Origin of the sequence: Pseudomonas citrullilanati (assembly GCF_030580855.1) — a bacterium.
GTDB classification, from domain to species: Bacteria; Pseudomonadota; Gammaproteobacteria; order Pseudomonadales; family Pseudomonadaceae; genus Aquipseudomonas; species Aquipseudomonas citrulli.
Window position 1 is genome coordinate 22,367 of the sequence record NZ_JAUQOP010000010.1, and the last position, 15,802, is coordinate 38,168.

Genomic DNA, 15,802 nt, shown 5'->3' on the forward strand with positions numbered 1-15,802 from the left:
AATGTGCCCGCCTGATTGTCTTTTCTCTCGGGCTTTCCAAGGAAGTGGAACATGCTGCGACGCCGCATGCTGATCATGTTGGGTGTTGTCCTGCTGGTGGTGCTGTTGCTGGCCGGCTACAAGGCCTTCTCCGTCTACCAGCAGATCCAGATGTTTTCTGCGCCGAAACCACCGGTCAGCGTGGCCGTGGCCACGGCGGTCGAGCAACCCTGGCAAGCCCGCCTGCCCGCCGTCGGCAGCCTCAAGGCCCTGCAAGGCGTCGACCTGAGCCTGGAAAACTCCGGGACCGTGCGCAAGGTCCTGTTCCAGTCCGGGCAGAAGGTCAAGGTTGGCCAACCGCTCCTGCAACTGGACAGCGACGTCGAAAGCGCCTTGCTGGAAACCGCCGAGGCCGACCTTGGCCTGTCGCAACTGGACTTCGGGCGCGGCCGGCAGCTGGTCGGCAGCCAGGCGATCTCCAAGGGCGAGTTCGACCGACTCTCGGCACAGTTGAAAAAGAACCAGGCCACGGTCAACCAGCTCAAGGCCGCGCTGGCCAAGAAAGAGATCGTCGCCCCGTTCAGCGGCACCATCGGCATTCGCCAGGTGGACGTCGGCGACTACCTGGCCAGCGGCACGGTCATCGCCACCCTGCAAGACCTCAGCAGCCTGTACGTGGATTTCCATGTGCCCGAGCAAACGGTGCCCAGGCTTGCCGTTGCCCAGCCGGTCAACGTCAGCGTCGCGGCTTATCCCGGGCAAACCTTCATCGGCGCCATCAGCGCGATCAACCCCAAGGTCGAGGACAGCACCCGCAACGTGCTGGTGCGCGCGACCCTGGCCAACCCCGACGGCAAGTTGCTGCCGGGCATGTTCGCCGACCTGCAGGTGATCCTGCCGGATGTGGCCAACGCCGTCGTCGTACCGGAAAGCGCCGTGACCTACACCCTCTACGGCAACTCCATGTACGTGGTGACGCCGAAGAAAGCCACCGACGGCAGCGTCGAGAAGGACGACAAAGGCCAACCGGCGCTGATCGTCGAGCGGCGCTTCGTCGAGACCGGTGAGCGCCGTGATGGCAAGGTATTGGTCCACAAGGGCGTGCAGAGCGGTGAACAGGTCGTGGTTGCCGGCCAGATCAAGCTCGACAACGGTACGGCCATCGCCATCAGCGACGACAAGACCCTGACCGAACAGAACAGCCCGCCGCGCGCGGACTGATCAAGGAATCCCCATGGCCTTTACCGATCCGTTCATCCGCCGCCCGGTGCTCGCCACCGTGGTCAGCCTGTTGATCGTGCTGCTGGGCTTCCAGGCCTGGAGCAAGCTGCCCCTGCGCCAGTACCCGCAAATGGAAAACGCCCTGATCACGGTGACCACCGCCTACCCCGGGGCCAACGCCGAGACCATCCAGGGCTACATCACCCAGCCGATGCAGCAGAGCCTGGCCAGTGCCGAAGGCATCGACTACATGACGTCGGTCAGTCGCCAGAATTTCTCGGTGATCTCGGTCTACGCCCGCATCGGCTCCAACAGCGACCGGCTCTTCACCGAACTGCTGGCCAAGGCCAACGAGGTCAAGAACCAGCTGCCCCAGGACGCCGAGGACCCGGTGCTCAGCCGCGAGGCCGCCGACGCCTCGGCGCTGATGTACATCAGTTTCTTCAGCAAGGAACTGAACAACCCGCAGATCACCGACTACCTGTCACGGGTCATCCAGCCCAAGCTGGCGACATTGCCGGGCATGGCCGAAGCCGAGATCCTCGGCAACCAGGTCTTCGCCATGCGCCTGTGGCTCGACCCCGTCAAGCTCGCCGGTTTCGGCCTGACCGCCAGCGACGTGACCAACGCCGTGCGCCAGCAGAACTTCCTCTCCGCCGCCGGTGAGGTGAAGGGCGAGTACGTGGTCACCAGCATCAATGCCAACACCGAGCTCAAGTCCGCCGAGGCCTTCGCCGCGATTCCGCTCAAGACCGAGGGCGACAGCCGTGTGTTGCTGCGGGATGTGGCGCGGGTGGAAATGGGCGCCGAGAACTACGACACCATCAGCTCCTTCGGCGGCACGCCCTCGGTGTACATCGGGATCAAGGCCACGCCTGGCGCGAACCCGCTGGACGTGATCAAGGAAGTGCGCAAGCTCATGCCGGAGCTGGAGGCCCAGCTACCGACCAACCTGAAAGCCGAGATCGCCTACGATGCCACCCTGTTCATCCAGGCCTCCATCGACGAGGTGGTGAAGACCCTGTTCGAGGCGGTGCTGATCGTCATCGTCGTGGTGTTCCTGTTCCTCGGTGCCCTGCGTTCGGTGCTGATCCCGGTGGTGACCATCCCGCTGTCGATGATCGGCGTGATGTTCTTCATGCAGTTGATGGGCTACTCGATGAACCTCCTGACGCTGCTGGCGATGGTGCTCGCCATCGGCCTGGTGGTGGACGACGCCATCGTGGTGGTGGAGAACATCCACCGGCACATCGAGGAAGGCAAGACCCCGTTCGACGCCGCGCTGGAAGGCGCGCGGGAAATCGCCATGCCGGTGGTCTCGATGACCATCACCCTGGCGGCGGTGTACGCGCCGATCGGCCTGCTCGAAGGGCTGACCGGGGCCCTGTTCAAGGAGTTCGCCCTGACCCTGGCCGGCGCGGTGGTGATTTCCGGGGTCGTCGCCCTGACCCTGTCGCCCATGATGTGCGCCCTGCTGCTGCGCCACGACGAGAACCCCACGGGGCTGGCCCACCGGCTGGACATGGTCTTCGAGCGCTTGAAGGGCCGTTACCAGCGCATGCTCCACGGCACGCTCGATGCGCGGCCGGTGGTGCTGGTGTTCGCGGTGATCGTCCTGCTGCTGATTCCGGTGCTGATCATGTTCACCAAGTCCGAACTGGCCCCCGACGAGGACCAGGGCATCATCTTCATGATGGCCAACTCGCCGAAGACCACCAACCTCGACTACCTGAACGCCTACACCGACCACTTCATCACGGTCTTCAAGGAATTCCCCGAGTACTATTCCTCGTTCCAGATCAATGGCTACAACGGCGTGCAGTCCGGCATCGGCGGTTTCCTGCTCAAGCCGTGGAACGAGCGCAGCCGCACCCAGATGGAAATCCTGCCGGAGGTCCAGGCCAAGCTCGAAAGCATCCCCGGCCTGCAGATCTTCGGCTTCAACCTGCCCTCGCTGCCGGGCACCGGCGAAGGCCTGCCATTCGCCTTCGTGATCAACTCGCCGAAGGATTACACCACCCTGCTGCAAATCGCCGAGCGGGTGAAAAACCGAGCCATGGAGTCCGGCAAGTTCGCCTTCATGGACATTGACCTGGCATTCGACAAACCCGAGGTCGTGGTCGACATCGACCGTGCCAAGGCGGCGCAGATGGGGGTCTCGATGCAGGACCTGGGCGGCACCCTGGCGACCCTGCTGGGGGAGGCCGAGATCAACCGCTTCACCATCGAGGGACGCAGCTACAAGGTCATCGCCCAGGTCGAACGACCGTTTCGCGACAACCCCGACTGGCTGAACAACTACTACGTGAAAAACACCCAGGGCGAACTGCTGCCGCTGTCGACCTTGATCAAGGTCAGCGACCGGGCGCGCCCACGGCAGTTGAACCAGTTCCAGCAGCTCAACGCCGTCACGATCTCGGGCTTCCCCATCGTGAGCATGGGCGAAGCCATCGAGACGGTCCGCCAGATCGCCCGGGAAGAAGCGCCGGCGGGGTTCGCCTTCGATTACGCCGGGGCTTCGCGGCAGTTCGTGCAGGAAGGCAGCGCCTTGTGGGTCACCTTTGGCCTGGCCCTGGCGATCATCTTCCTGGTGCTGGCCGCCCAGTTCGAAAGCTTCCGGGACCCACTGGTGATCCTGGTGACGGTGCCACTGTCGATTTGCGGCGCCTTGATTCCGCTGTTCCTGGGCTGGTCGAGCATGAACATCTACACCCAGGTGGGCCTGGTGACGCTGATCGGCCTCATCAGCAAGCACGGCATCCTGATCGTCGAGTTTGCCAACCAGTTGCGCAAGGAACAGGGCCTGGCCCCACGGGAAGCGGTGGAACAAGCCGCCTCGATCCGTCTGCGGCCGGTGCTGATGACCACCGCGGCGATGGTGTTCGGCATGGTGCCGCTCATCCTCGCCACAGGTGCCGGGGCGGTGAGTCGCTTCGACATTGGCACGGTCATCGCCACCGGGATGTCGATTGGCACCTTGTTCACATTGTTCGTGCTGCCCTGCGTCTACACGCTGCTGGCGAAGCCGGACAAGCCCTAAGACCCGTCCCTGGCGGGCGCTCTTTGGCCTGTGGATGATGGGTGCGGAGGTTCAACGCCAGGGAATCGAAAGCCCAAAGATAAAGGCCTCGCAATAGCGAGGCCTTTATTCCGGCTTCATCATCCTCAACTCTGCGGCCTCATCCCTTGGGAAAGACTGAACATGAACAGCAGCAGATCATCGTCCGGCCGGGTCACTTCGCTGACCTTTGCCACACGGGGCAAAGGACATTGCGCATCCGCCTTGGAAACACCGATGATCTGCGAGCGTGGCTGTTCCCAGACAGCCACCGCCATTGACGCAACTGCCAGGGCACCCACTAAAAACACACCTCTAGCAATTTCTAGTTTCATCGCTATAAACCCTTGATAGCGCTGCCAAACGCCGTCTCGTAAAAGTAGACGAGTTTTTTCCAGTCGGCGTCGCTGAACGACGAATGGCGCCGCAGCTGCTTCATGTCATGGGAGGCCGCCTGGCGAGCCGTCAGGCGCCGGCGACATTTCTCCAGGTCCAGCAGCGCCACCTCGGGCTTAGCCGCCTCGCCCTCCCCGGTCACACGCACGAAGACATGCTTGATGTAGATGCAGCTGTGTTGCCAGCGCCCCCTGTGCATCCGGGCCAGGTTTTCCGCCAGCTCCCGGAGGATCTGGTCATGCACCGCTTCGCCATGGCGCTCGCGGCCGCCGCCGGCGTACCAGTGTTCGATCTCTTCGAAGCCTTCCAGCGCACGGGTCACCAGCAGCGCCCGCCATTTGTGCTCCGGGTCTGGCTGGGCACCGCAGAACACCAGCTCGGGTACCCGGACGTTGAGTCGGGGCAACGCCAGCAGCGCGTCCTGCTCACGCAGCACCGTCGGGCGACCGAACGGGTGCAGCCAACTGCGATAGATGTGTCCGGTCTGGCGCTTGGCATACAGCAACTCGCCGTCCTTGCCGGTGATCCGCTGTACGCCGCTTTCGCCACCACGTCGTACGTTGGGCTCCTCTACCCACTCACCCTGCAAGCTCCAGAAATAATCGAAGCTGTTGCGGGGGATTCCTGATGCCTCTGCTACCTGCACAACCATGCTTTTACCTCTTGCGTAATACATAAACTCGCCACATGGCATAGAGCGGTAGGAAATCCAGTCGTTCCTGAATACGGAACCCGGCCTGGTGAAACTCCTCTTCTACTGTAGCAACCGGTAACACAAATCGATTCTGGTAGTCTTTCTGCCCACGAGTGCGTTCCTGTCGCTTGCGTTTCCAAGCCTTGAAATTACCGTCGACCCACAATGAAACGATCACACTGTCGCGGCTGACCCGCTCGAATTCCTTGAGGATCGTCAGTCGATGCGCGGATTCACCGATGTGATGCAACAGTCGCATGCAAAAAATGCTGTCGACGGCGTTATCAGGCAAGGCGATGTCGAACGCAGATGTGTGCAAGGGTTGTACCCGTTTCACCACATCACTGGGTTGAGACGTCATGGCCGTCTTGAGCATGGCCTCGGAATTGTCTGCACCGATGATCACACGGTTCGGCTTTTCGGCCAGCAAGGGCCAGAAACGCCCGGCACCGCAAGGCAGGTCCAGCACCAGGCCCGGATCGCCGACAAGCGCCAGTGCCCGTCGGGCCAATTGTTGGTCTCGCAGATTGGAAAGGCGGCGACTCAAGCCATTGCGATGCTTGTGAAAGTATTTGCGAGCGTGCTGCTCGTCATATTTTTCGGAAAAATCCAGCTTGATGGGTTTGGACATTGTGGGGGCCTCCAATACAGATGCGCCCCACCTTATGAATCGACATGTCATCTCTTTGTGAAAACAAAGTCATGTACACGCCACCAATAGTTACAAGATTTGTCCACAATCAGGCCCCAACCGTCGGGTTCAACGCCACTTCGAAACGGCAGCCGTTAGGCTCCATGGTGCTGAGGCTCACGGTCCAGCCCTGGTTCTCGCAGATCCGCTGGACCAGCGACAGCCCCAGGCCCAGGCCCTCGCCGCGCTGCTCGTTACCGCGCACGAACGGTTCGAACATCGCCTCGCGCTTTTCTTCCGGAATACCCACGCCGCTGTCTTCGACCACGAAACCGGTGGCGGTCAACGAGAGGCGGATAAAGCCCTGGTCGGTGTAATGCAGGGCATTGCGCAGCAGATTCCCCATCACGGCGGTCAGGAACGTGGCGTTGTACTGCGTCTCCAGGGTTTGCCCCGGCTCGAAGATCAACGTCAGGCCCTTGGATTCGATGGCCGAGCGCCACACCCCAAGAAGATTCTCGGCCACTTGCGCAAGGGTCGCTCGAGGGGACATTCCATTGTCTTCGCGTCGAGCCCTGGCGAGCATCAGGAAGGTCTGCACCAACTCGCGCATTTCCTCGCTGGCGCGGTTGATCCGCTCGACCTGGGTCCGACCGCGCTGGTCCAGTGCCGGGTTTTCCAGCAACAGTTCGCAAGAGGTCGCCAGGACCATCAACGGGGTGCGCAACTCATGGCTCACGTCACTGGTAAACAGTCGTTCGCGGGTCAGTGCCTGGCGCAGTTGACCCAGTGTCGCGTCGAACGCCACGGCCAGTTCGCCCACTTCATCGGCGGCATAATCCGGCGCCAGTGGTGGGGCAAGCCCGAGCAACTGGTCGCGGTGCCGCACTTGCCGAGCCAGGCGAACCACCGGCGCCATCACCCGACGTGCCAGGACCCAACCCAGAAACACCGCCAGCGCCAGGCTGAGCACGAAGCCCACCAGCACCACGGCGAACAGCACCCGTTCGCGCTCCTCGAAGTCGCTCTGGTCCTGGAGCAGGACGTAGTGCCGGCCGTCCACGATCTCGACCATGGCGTGATAGGACAATTGTTCGCGAAACACTTCGTGAAAACCGCGCTCCAGGTGGCGCAGGTCCTTGGGCAGCTCGAAATCCCCGGGGCCGCCGCTGAAATAGAACAGTTGGTCGGGTTCCGGGCGATGGTTCCAGTCCGCGACGCTGTCCATCAGCAACAGGCGTTGCAGGTCGCCGCCCAGCCCGGCGGAAATCAGTTTTTCCTCGACCAGATGGACGGTCGCCACGATGCCCATGGCGAACGCTCCTGCCACCAGCGCGCTCATCAACGCAAAGGCGATGATGATCCGCTGGGCAAGGCTTTGCTTAAACTCCATCGCGGCCCTCGGCCAAGCGATAACCGACGCCGTGCACGGTGTGCAGCAGGGGTTTGTCGAACGGTTTGTCGATGACCTGGCGCAGCTGATGGACATGGCTGCGCAGGCTGTCGCTGTCCGGGCAATCATCGCCCCAGAGCGCTTCTTCGAGGATCTCCCGGCGCAACACGTGGGGGCTTTTCTGCATCAATACCGCCAGCAACTTCAGGCCGACGGGGTTGAGCTTGAGCAGCTTGCCCTCGCGGGTCACTTCCAGGGTGTCGAGGTCGTAGCTCAGGTCACCGACCTGCAACGCCCGTCGCCCCCCGCCCTGGGCCCGGCGCATGACCGCCTCGATCCGCGCCGCCAGTTCCGACAGGGCAAAAGGCTTGATCAAGTAATCGTCGGCCCCGGACTTGAAACCTTGCAGGCGATCGTCCAACTGGTCCCGGGCAGTGAGCATGATCACCGGGGTGTCGCGGCGGGCGTCTTCGCGCAGCCGCTTGCACAAGGTGTAGCCGTCGATGCCCGGCAGCATGATGTCGAGCACGATCAGGTCGTAGTGCTCGGTCGCGGCCAGGTGCAACCCCGACAGACCGTCCTGGGCGCAATCGACGGTGTAGCCCTTGAGCCCCAGGTAATCGGCCAGGTTGGCCAGGATGTCGCGGTTGTCTTCGACCAATAGAATTCGCATGGGCACCTCTGCGTATACAGGTAACGGCCGTCTTGGCCCGCGCAGCTTACGGGCAATAGCCAGCCAGGGCTAGGGCAGGATGCAGCGCGAGTCAAGACTTCCGGGCAATGAAATCAATAATGAGTTTTTCACCGTCGGTTCACAACCTGACTACAGTAAGGGGGCGACACTTTCGCGCTATCGATTTGATCTATAAAGGAATGCGTTAAATGGACTTTATGAAAACGGCGCCGATGCGCTACTTGCTGCTGATTGCCAGTAGTTGGCTACTGGTGTTCCTCCTGACCCGAACGGTGCTGCTGCTGACTCATCTGGATGAGGCCGGCGGCAGCACATTGGCCATGTTCGGCATGGGTTTACTGTATGACCTGGGCTTCCTGGCCTATGCGATCCTGCCCATGGGCCTGTACCTGCTGCTGTGCCCGCCAGCCCTGTGGCGTCGCCGTGGCCATCGCTGGTTCCTCCAGGGGTTGTTGACCCTCAGTGTGTTCGCGATGTTGTTCGTCTCGGTGGCCGAATGGCTGTTCTGGGATGAATTCGGCGTGCGCTTCAACTTCATTGCCGTCGACTACCTGGTCTATTCCGATGAAGTGCTGAACAACATCTTGGAGTCGTACCCGATCGGCACGCTGCTGAGCGTTCTTGCCGTGGTGGCCCTGGGCTTGGGCCTGGCCTTGCGCAAGCCGCTCAATGCCGCGCTGGACGCTCCGTTGCCAACCGTGGGCGGACGCTTGGCCAGCGTACTGGGCCTGCTGCTCGTCGCCGGCCTGAGCCTGCAGTTGCTCAGCCAGGATGCGCCACGTGTGCAAGGCGGTAACGCCTATCAGAACGAACTGGCGAGCAATGGCCCGTACCAGTTCTTCGCGGCGTTTCGTAACAACGAACTGGACTACGGACAGTTCTACAGCAGCTTGACCCCAGCCACGGTCGCCGAGCAGATTCGCACCGAACTGAACGAACCCGACGCTCGCTTCATCGCAGAAGATCCGCAAGATATCCGTCGCATGGTCAACAATCCCGGCACCGCTCGCAAACTGAACATCGTGCTGGTCACCATTGAAAGCCTCAGCGCCAAATACCTGGGTAGCAACGGCGACAACCGCAACCTGACCCCTAACCTGGATGCCCTGCGCAAGCAAAGCCTGTACTTCAGCAACTTCTACGCCACCGGCACCCGCACCGATCGCGGCCTGGAAGCCATTACCCTGTCGATTCCACCGACCCCGGGGCGCTCCATCGTCAAGCGCATTGGCCGTGAAAGCGGCTTCGCCAGCCTGGGTCAGCAACTGACAGCCGTCGGCTACGACAGCGTATTCGTCTACGGCGGGCGCGGTTACTTCGACAACATGAACGCTTTTTTCAGCAGCAACGGCTATCGTGTCGTCGATCAGACCAGCGTCGATGAGTCCGAGATCCACTTCAAGAATGCCTGGGGCATGGCCGACGAGGACCTGTACAAGCAGACCTTGAAACTGGCGGACGCCAATTACGCCCAGCAGCGACCCTTTCTGTTGCAGTTGATGACCACGTCCAACCACCGCCCCTATACCTACCCGGAAAATCGGATCGACATCAAATCCGGCAACGGTCGTGACGGCGCGGTCAAATACACCGACTACGCCATCGGCCAGTTCCTGGAACAGGCCCGGCAAAAACCGTGGTTCGACGACACGCTCTTCGTGTTCGTGGCCGACCACACCGCTGGCAGCGCCGGCAAGGAGGACCTGCCGATCAGCAACTACCAGATCCCGCTGTTCATCTATGCCCCCAAGCTGATCGAGCCTGGCGAGAACCGCCAGCTCGCCAGCCAGATCGATCTCGCACCGACCTTGCTCGGGTTGCTGAACCTGGAGTATCAATCGACGTTCTTCGGCCGCAACGTGTTGCAGAACAACCCATTGCCACCCCGCGTGGTCGTGGGCAACTACCAACACCTGGGGTTGTTCGACGGCAAGGACCTGGCGATCCTCAGTCCGCGCCAGGGGCTACGTCGCCACGACGACGCGTTGACCGAGAGCCGCGAGTACCGGGTCGGCAGCGACGACCCCTTGATCCGTCGAACCATTACGTATTACCAAACCGCCAGTTATGGCTTCAAGCAACAGCTGCTTGGCTGGAAAGCACCCAGGGAAGGTGGCGAGCAAGTCAGCGAACGTTAACCGGGCTGCCCCAGGCCGATACCTGGGGCAGCATTTTGTTCAGGATCTGTCATGTCATCGAATGCTGCACGCGTCACCCCTCGTCCACTGAACCCCTGGCTGTGTCTCGGAATTCCCGCCGTTACAGCGCTGATCCTGATCGTGCTGGAATGGACCGACCTGGACATGGACCTGGCACGAGTTCTCTATGATCCAGCCACTGGTGATTTCATCGGGCGCCACAGTTACTTCCTGGAGAACATTCTTCACGACCGGGCGAAACAAGTGGTCATCGCGTTTTCCGTGCTGGCCATCCTGGGGTTCATCGCCACGTTTTTCGTGGCCCGGCTCAAACCGTTCAAACGGGAACTGGGTTGCCTGGTGTTGTCCCTGGCATTGGCTACCTCCTTCGTCACGCCAATGAAAGCGGTCACGGCCGTGCAATGCCCCTGGAGCCTGAAGGAATTCGGCGGCAAGGAAACCTACAGCGAGTTGCTGAGCCCACGCCCGGCCACCGACAAACCCGGCCGCTGCTGGCCCGGCGGCCATGCCGCCACCGGTTTCACCCTGTTCGCGCTGTTTTTCGTATTGCGTGACCGCCGGCCGCGCCTGGCCCGCCGGGCCTTCATATTCGCCTTCGGCTTGGGAACAGTGTTTTCCATCGGGCGGATGATGCAGGGGGCGCACTTCTTCTCCCACAACGTGTGGACGGCGGTGTTCTGCTGGTTGATTTGCCTGGGTTGCTATTACTTCGTCCTGTACCGCCCGGCCACCAGGGCCGAAGGCATGGCGCTGCCCAAGCCCGTCAACGCCTGAACAGCGCCCCCTGTGGGAGCGAGCCTGCTCGCGATGGCGACGGGGCATTCAATACCTGTGCAACAGGACCGCCGCCTTCGCGAGCAGGCTCGCTCCTACCGATGGATCGGTATCCGGCAGAACAGATAGGCAGCTGTCAGGCCGTCATCGCGAGCAAGCTCGCTCCCACAGGGAGACAGGCGTCGCGTGATGGATTCAAGGCAATAAAAAACCCCGCCTGCTTTCGCAAGGCGGGGTTTTGCGTTACGGGGTAAGGCTGGCTTACATCATGCCGCCCATGCCACCCATGCCGCCCATGTCTGGCATACCGCCGCCAGCTGCACCTTCTTTCTTCGGTGCGTCAGCCACGGCCGCTTCGGTGGTCAGGATCAGGCCGCCGATGGAAGCCGCTGCCTGCAGGGCCGAACGGGTGACCTTGGTTGGGTCCAGGATACCCATTTCGATCATGTCGCCGTACTCGCCAGAAGCAGCGTTGTAGCCGAAGCTGCCTTCGCCGTTCTTGACCTTGTCGACCACTACGCTTGGCTCGTCGCCGGAGTTGGCAACGATCTGGCGCAGAGGTGCTTCAACGGCGCGACGCAGAACAGCGATACCCACGTTCTGGTCGGCGTTGTCGCCCTTGAGTTCGGTCAGGGCTTCCAGTGCGCGGATCAGCGCAACGCCACCGCCAGGTACCACGCCTTCTTCAACGGCCGCACGGGTCGCGTGCAGGGCGTCTTCAACGCGGGCTTTCTTCTCTTTCATTTCAACTTCGGAACCGGCGCCAACCTTGATCACTGCGACGCCGCCGGACAGCTTGGCCAGGCGCTCTTGCAGTTTTTCACGGTCGTAGTCCGAGGAAGTTTCAGCCACCTGGGCACGGATCTGGTTGATGCGTGCTTCGATGTCGCCTTGAACGCCAGCACCGTCGACGATGATGGTGTTCTCCTTGGACAGGGTCACGCGCTTGGCGTTACCCAGGTGCTCCAGGGTGGTGCTTTCCAGGCTCAGGCCGATCTCTTCGGAGATCACGGTACCGCCGGTCAGGACGGCGATGTCCTGCAGCATGGCCTTGCGGCGGTCGCCGAAGCCAGGGGCCTTGACCGCGGCAACCTTGACGATGCCACGCATGTTGTTCACGACCAGGGTCGCCAGGGCTTCGCCTTCGACGTCTTCGGCCACGATCAGCAGTGGGCGACCGGCTTTGGCAACGGCTTCCAGCACGGGCAGCATTTCGCGGATGTTGGAGATCTTCTTGTCGACCAGCAGGATCAGCGGGCCATCCAGCTCGGCCACCATGGTGTCCGGCTTGTTGACGAAGTAAGGCGACAGGTAGCCACGGTCGAACTGCATGCCTTCGACGACGGACAGTTCGTTTTCCAGGCCCGAGCCTTCCTCAACGGTGATCACGCCTTCTTTACCGACTTTTTCCATGGCTTCGGCAATGATGTCGCCGATGGAGTTGTCGGAGTTGGCGGAGATGGTGCCCACCTGGGCGATGGCCTTGAAGTCGGCGCAAGGCTTGGACAGGCCCTTGAGTTCCTTGACGATGGCGATGGTCGCCTTGTCGATACCGCGCTTGAGGTCCATCGGGTTCATGCCGGCAGCGACGGCTTTCAGGCCTTCGTTGACGATCGACTGGGCCAGGACGGTGGCGGTGGTGGTGCCGTCGCCGGCGTCATCGTTGGCACGGGAGGCAACGTCCTTGACCAGCTGCGCGCCCATGTTCTCGAAACGGTCTTCCAGCTCGATTTCCTTGGCTACGGAAACGCCGTCCTTGGTGATGGTCGGAGCGCCGAAGCTCTTCTCGATGATCACGTTGCGGCCTTTCGGGCCCAGGGTCGCTTTTACTGCGTCAGCCAGGACGTTGACACCGGTGAGCATTTTCTTGCGGGCGGAATCGCCGAATTTAACTTCTTTAGCAGCCATGATCGATATTCCTTAAATACTGTGTAGTAGCGGGAAAAATGGGCGGGGAAATCAGCCTTCGATAACAGCGAGGATCTCGTTCTCGCTCATTACCAACAGGTCTTCGCCGTCGACTTTCACGGTGTTGCTGCCGGAGTAAGGGCCGAACACAACCTTGTCACCCACTTTCACGGCCAGCGCACGCACTTCACCGCTGTCCAGCACGCGGCCGGTACCTACAGCGAGAACTTCACCGTGGTTGGCTTTTTCAGCAGCCGAACCTGGCAGGACGATACCGCCAGCGGTTTTCTTCTCTTCTTCGCTGCGACGGATGACGACGCGGTCATGCAGAGGACGAAGCTTCATTGTCGATCTCTCCTAATTTTTGGTTTTCATCGGCCGGTGTAGTCCCGGCGGGTTTAACAAAGCCGGCGAAGCCGGGTGCGGTTCGTCAGTCGAACCGCGGAAGTCTGTCCGGTGTTGCCACCGGAAACCTTGCGGTGACCCATACATAGGGGCGCCCAAGGCGATTACAAGGGCCGGGTGGAAAATTTTTTATGTCCGCGCCTGAACGAACACGGCGCCCGAAGGCGCCGTGTTGGAGGTGTCACTTGGAGTCGCGGTGTTCGAATTCGCCTTCGATCACGTTCGGCTCGCGGCCCACCGGTTCTCGCGGGGCGGGGCCGCCACGGGGCTGGAGGTCATCGGCGAACGCGCGCTGGCGCATCGCCTGTTCCTCGGCGCGCTGGCGCATCTTGTTGGCGAGCATCCGCCGGGTGAATGGCAGCAGCAGGACCAGGCCGAGCACGTCGCTGATGAAACCTGGCAGGATCAACAGGCCGCCACCCAAGGCCAGCATCAGGCCTTCCAGCATGGTCTGGGCCGGCAACTCGCCGCGATTCAGGCTTTCACGGGCACGCAAGGCCGTGGCGAGGCCGGCGATGCGCAGCACGAACACGCCGAGCATCGAGCCGAGAATGACTAGCAGCAGCGCCGGGAAAAACCCGACCGCACCGCTGACCTTGACGAATACGAACAGCTCCAACACCGGGAACAGCAGAAAGAGCAATAAAAAAGGGCGCATCAAAAGGTTCCTCAACGCAAGAATGCCTTGCTATCAAACCCTAAATGACGTCGCCCTTTCGTGAATTCAAGCATCGGCCCCTGCATTTTTCGGCCATTGCTCGGCGTGAGCCAGGTAAACCAAGGCTTCGCGCACTTGTGTCGGCGTGTTGCAAGGCGTGGGAAACGCCAGCCAGTACAGCCCTTGGCCAATGCGCAGGTGCATGCCTTCGCTGTCGATGCCGACCAGCCGCGCCGGTTCGTGGTCCGGCAGCCCGGCCAGGGCTACGTAGTGGGCGATGGCCTTGGCGTGGTCGGCGTTCATGTGCTCGATCATCCCCGCCTCGGCCTTGCCGGCAAAGGGGTTGGCCAAGGTGAGCTGGTCGATCCAGTGGATGGCGCCGAAGCCGCCGATATAGCGGTGACGCACCGGGTTGAGCACCCAGAAATCGAAATCGTGGGCCTGGTGATAGTTCTGGGATTCGGGGAAATAGCGGTAATAACGCTCGGCGGCCGCCTCGATGGCGGCGCCGTCTTCGAGTTGCTGCGCCTGGGCCAGGCAGGTCAGGCGCCCCACGGCCTGCACATCTTCGGCACCACGCTCGCCCACCAGCAGCGAGCATTTGGGATCTTTCTGCAGGTTGTGGGTGTGCTGGGCGATGCGGCTGATCAGGATCAACGGCCGACCCTGCTCGTCCAGGCAGTACGGCACGACGGAGCCGAACGGAAACCCGGGCATGGATTTGGAATGGGTGGAGAGCACTCCACGGTATTCCTTGAGCAACAGCTCTCGGGCATGCTTGGCAGCTTCAACGCTCAATTTATGACTCCTTCAACTAAATTCGTCTTGAATACGATCAAGCAGCTGGACTATGTTCCCAGGTGCCGTCGGACAGGTCTTCGGTGCAGCGGTCCAGTCGCTGCCCGGGAGCGCCCGTCCACCCAACTCTCTCAACCGCTTCGCCATGCCGGGACACGCACATGCAACTCACTGACAAAGTAATCATTATCACTGGCGGTTGCCAGGGCCTGGGTCGCTCCATGGCCGAGTACCTGGCGCGCAAGGGCGCGAAACTGGCCCTGGTCGACCTCAGCCAGGAAAAACTCGACCAGGCGGTGGCCGCTTGCGTGGCCATAGGTGTCGAAGCCCGGGCGTACCTGTGCAACGTCGCCAATGAAGAACAAGTGTGCGACATGGTCGCCCGGGTAGCCGAGGATTTCGGCGCGATCCACGGCTTGATCAACAACGCCGGGATCCTGCGCGACGGCTTGCTGCTCAAGGTCAAGGACGGCGAGATGAGCAAGATGAGCCTGGCCCAGTGGCAAGCCGTGATCGACGTCAACCTCACCGGCGTGTTCCTGTGCACCCGCGAAGTGGCGGCGAAAATGGTCGAGTTGAAGAACAGCGGCGCGATCATCAACATTTCCTCGATTTCCCGCGCCGGCAACGTCGGCCAGACCAACTATTCCGCCGCCAAGGCCGGCGTGGCCGCTGCCACCGTGACCTGGGCCAAGGAACTGGCGCGCTACGGCATACGCGTCGCCGGCATCGCCCCGGGGTTCATCGAGACTGAAATGACCCTGGGCATGAAACCCGAGGCCCTGGAAAAGATGACCTCGGGTATCCCGCTCAAGCGCATGGGCAGGCCCGAGGAGATCGCTCACTCGGCGGCGTACATCTTCGAGAACGACTACTACACCGGCCGGATCCTGGAGATGGATGGCGGGTTGCGGATCTAAGCCCACCGCCTAACAAAATCTGGGAGCGAGCCCTGGGAGCACAGCTTGCTCGCGATAGCGGTTCTACCGCCAACAAATGTGTTGTAGGTAACGCCGCCATCGCGAGCAAGCTGT

14 protein-coding genes are annotated in these 15,802 nt (G+C 61.6%); 5 read left to right on the top strand and 9 right to left on the bottom strand.

The features are described from left to right. Positions 1 to 51: 51 nt before the first annotated feature. Together Q6A48_RS09610 and Q6A48_RS09615 are read left to right on the top strand one after the other, a co-directional pair. Complete coding sequence (locus tag Q6A48_RS09610) at positions 52 to 1,200, top strand: efflux RND transporter periplasmic adaptor subunit (protein WP_304553861.1); 1,149 nt, start codon at positions 52 to 54, stop codon at positions 1,198 to 1,200. Between the two features lie 13 nt (positions 1,201 to 1,213). Then, positions 1,214 to 4,240 carry a multidrug efflux RND transporter permease subunit gene (locus Q6A48_RS09615; protein WP_304553862.1) on the top strand — a complete coding sequence of 1,009 codons (3,027 nt, stop codon included), beginning with the start codon at positions 1,214 to 1,216 and terminating at the stop codon, positions 4,238 to 4,240. A gap of 125 nt (positions 4,241 to 4,365) precedes the next feature. Here Q6A48_RS09615 and Q6A48_RS09620 read toward each other — a convergent pair whose 3' ends face one another. The 5 genes from Q6A48_RS09620 to colR form a co-directional block, all read right to left on the bottom strand. After that, complete coding sequence (locus tag Q6A48_RS09620) at positions 4,366 to 4,593, bottom strand: hypothetical protein (protein WP_304553863.1); 228 nt, start codon at positions 4,591 to 4,593, stop codon at positions 4,366 to 4,368. Between the two features lie 2 nt (positions 4,594 to 4,595). Continuing rightward, positions 4,596 to 5,306 (bottom strand): lipopolysaccharide kinase InaA family protein, encoded by a 711-nt coding sequence (locus Q6A48_RS09625; RefSeq protein ID WP_304553864.1) that lies wholly within the window; start codon positions 5,304 to 5,306, stop codon positions 4,596 to 4,598. A 4-nt stretch (positions 5,307 to 5,310) separates the two neighbouring features. Further along, positions 5,311 to 5,979 (bottom strand): class I SAM-dependent methyltransferase, encoded by a 669-nt coding sequence (locus Q6A48_RS09630; protein ID WP_304553865.1) that lies wholly within the window; start codon positions 5,977 to 5,979, stop codon positions 5,311 to 5,313. A 109-nt stretch (positions 5,980 to 6,088) separates the two neighbouring features. Further along, positions 6,089 to 7,372: a sensor histidine kinase gene (locus Q6A48_RS09635; protein WP_304553866.1), complete on the bottom strand. Its 1,284-nt coding sequence runs from the start codon at positions 7,370 to 7,372 to the stop codon at positions 6,089 to 6,091. After that, positions 7,362 to 8,045, bottom strand: coding sequence for a two-component system response regulator ColR (gene colR, locus Q6A48_RS09640; RefSeq protein ID WP_025215158.1), 684 nt, complete (start codon positions 8,043 to 8,045; stop codon positions 7,362 to 7,364). Before colR ends, Q6A48_RS09635 begins: the two co-directional genes overlap by 11 nt. 209 nt (positions 8,046 to 8,254) lie before the next feature. On the opposite strand from colR, the gene Q6A48_RS09645 reads away from it, so the two are divergent. Together Q6A48_RS09645 and Q6A48_RS09650 are read left to right on the top strand one after the other, a co-directional pair. Beyond that, positions 8,255 to 10,204 (top strand): LTA synthase family protein, encoded by a 1,950-nt coding sequence (locus Q6A48_RS09645; RefSeq protein ID WP_304553867.1) that lies wholly within the window; start codon positions 8,255 to 8,257, stop codon positions 10,202 to 10,204. Positions 10,205 to 10,255: 51 nt separating this feature from the next. Further along, complete coding sequence (locus Q6A48_RS09650; RefSeq protein ID WP_304553868.1) at positions 10,256 to 10,999, top strand: phosphatase PAP2 family protein; 744 nt, start codon at positions 10,256 to 10,258, stop codon at positions 10,997 to 10,999. A 261-nt stretch (positions 11,000 to 11,260) separates the two neighbouring features. Here Q6A48_RS09650 and groL read toward each other — a convergent pair whose 3' ends face one another. From groL to Q6A48_RS09670, 4 genes are all read right to left on the bottom strand, one after another. After that, the gene (gene groL, locus Q6A48_RS09655) at positions 11,261 to 12,907 is read right to left on the bottom strand and encodes a chaperonin GroEL (protein ID WP_304553869.1); all 1,647 of its coding nucleotides are present in this window, start codon (positions 12,905 to 12,907) and stop codon (positions 11,261 to 11,263) included. A gap of 51 nt (positions 12,908 to 12,958) precedes the next feature. Beyond that, positions 12,959 to 13,252 (bottom strand): co-chaperone GroES, encoded by a 294-nt coding sequence (locus tag Q6A48_RS09660; protein ID WP_042729366.1) that lies wholly within the window; start codon positions 13,250 to 13,252, stop codon positions 12,959 to 12,961. 241 nt (positions 13,253 to 13,493) lie between these two features. Further along, positions 13,494 to 13,970, bottom strand: coding sequence for an FxsA family protein (locus tag Q6A48_RS09665; protein ID WP_304553870.1), 477 nt, complete (start codon positions 13,968 to 13,970; stop codon positions 13,494 to 13,496). A 66-nt stretch (positions 13,971 to 14,036) separates the two neighbouring features. Continuing rightward, positions 14,037 to 14,768: a HugZ family pyridoxamine 5'-phosphate oxidase gene (locus Q6A48_RS09670; RefSeq protein ID WP_304553871.1), complete on the bottom strand. Its 732-nt coding sequence runs from the start codon at positions 14,766 to 14,768 to the stop codon at positions 14,037 to 14,039. A gap of 161 nt (positions 14,769 to 14,929) precedes the next feature. On the opposite strand from Q6A48_RS09670, the gene Q6A48_RS09675 reads away from it, so the two are divergent. Continuing rightward, entirely contained in the window at positions 14,930 to 15,688 is a 759-nt protein-coding gene (locus Q6A48_RS09675) for an SDR family oxidoreductase (RefSeq protein ID WP_304553872.1), read from the top strand. Positions 15,689 to 15,802 lie beyond the last annotated feature (114 nt).